The organism is Mesorhizobium sp. M2A.F.Ca.ET.067.02.1.1 (assembly GCF_004023285.1).
Classification (GTDB): Bacteria; Pseudomonadota; Alphaproteobacteria; order Rhizobiales; family Rhizobiaceae; genus Mesorhizobium.
Genome location: NZ_RZSB01001386.1, coordinates 1 through 544, shown reverse-complemented (window position 1 = coordinate 544; position 544 = coordinate 1). Strand labels below are relative to the sequence as shown.

The 544-nt window shown below is 63.8% G+C and carries 1 protein-coding gene and 1 pseudogene; both read left to right on the top strand.

Going from position 1 to position 544, the window contains the following annotated elements:
- Positions 1-174: pseudogene (locus EOA28_RS40760) on the top strand (oxidoreductase); the annotation flags it as partial.
- Positions 175-198: 24 nt separating this feature from the next.
- Positions 199-417, top strand: coding sequence for a 4-oxalocrotonate tautomerase family protein (locus tag EOA28_RS37960; RefSeq protein WP_126080807.1), 219 nt, complete (start codon positions 199-201; stop codon positions 415-417).
- Positions 418-544 lie beyond the last annotated feature (127 nt).

Here is a 544-nt window from a genome sequence, read left to right as displayed (position 1 = left end):
GTCGCAGAGGCCATCGTCGATCTCGTGGCGATGCCGCATGGCCGCCGGCCGTTCCGCGTCCATATCGATCCGTCCGACGACGGCGCGGCCATCGTCAACGGTGTCGCCGACCGCGTCCGCGCCCAGCTTCTGGAGCGCATCGGCCTTGCTGACCTCCTTCATCCAAAGCCCTGAACCCAACCCGAAAGGAACCTGGAAATGCCCTTTGCCAACTTCAAGATGCCCGAGGCGGCCCTCACGAAGGCGCAGAAGGAGGACCTGATCCACAAGACCACGCAGATGTTCGTCGACTATTTCGGCGAAGGTGTGCGTCCCCACACCATGGTGCTGATCGAGGAGGTTCCCGATGGGGGCTATGGCCGCGCCGACGAGGTCTTCGTCATTCCCGACGCCTACCGGGCTAAGGATAGTGCCTGACTTGAACCGGGCGAGTCGCTTGCCGAGCGGCACGCCCGACCTTCCGTGTCGGAGCCGATACTCGCTTCGCTTGGATCAGCCCCGGTTCGGCAAGCTCCGCAGGAATTCGATCATCGCGGCGTTGACC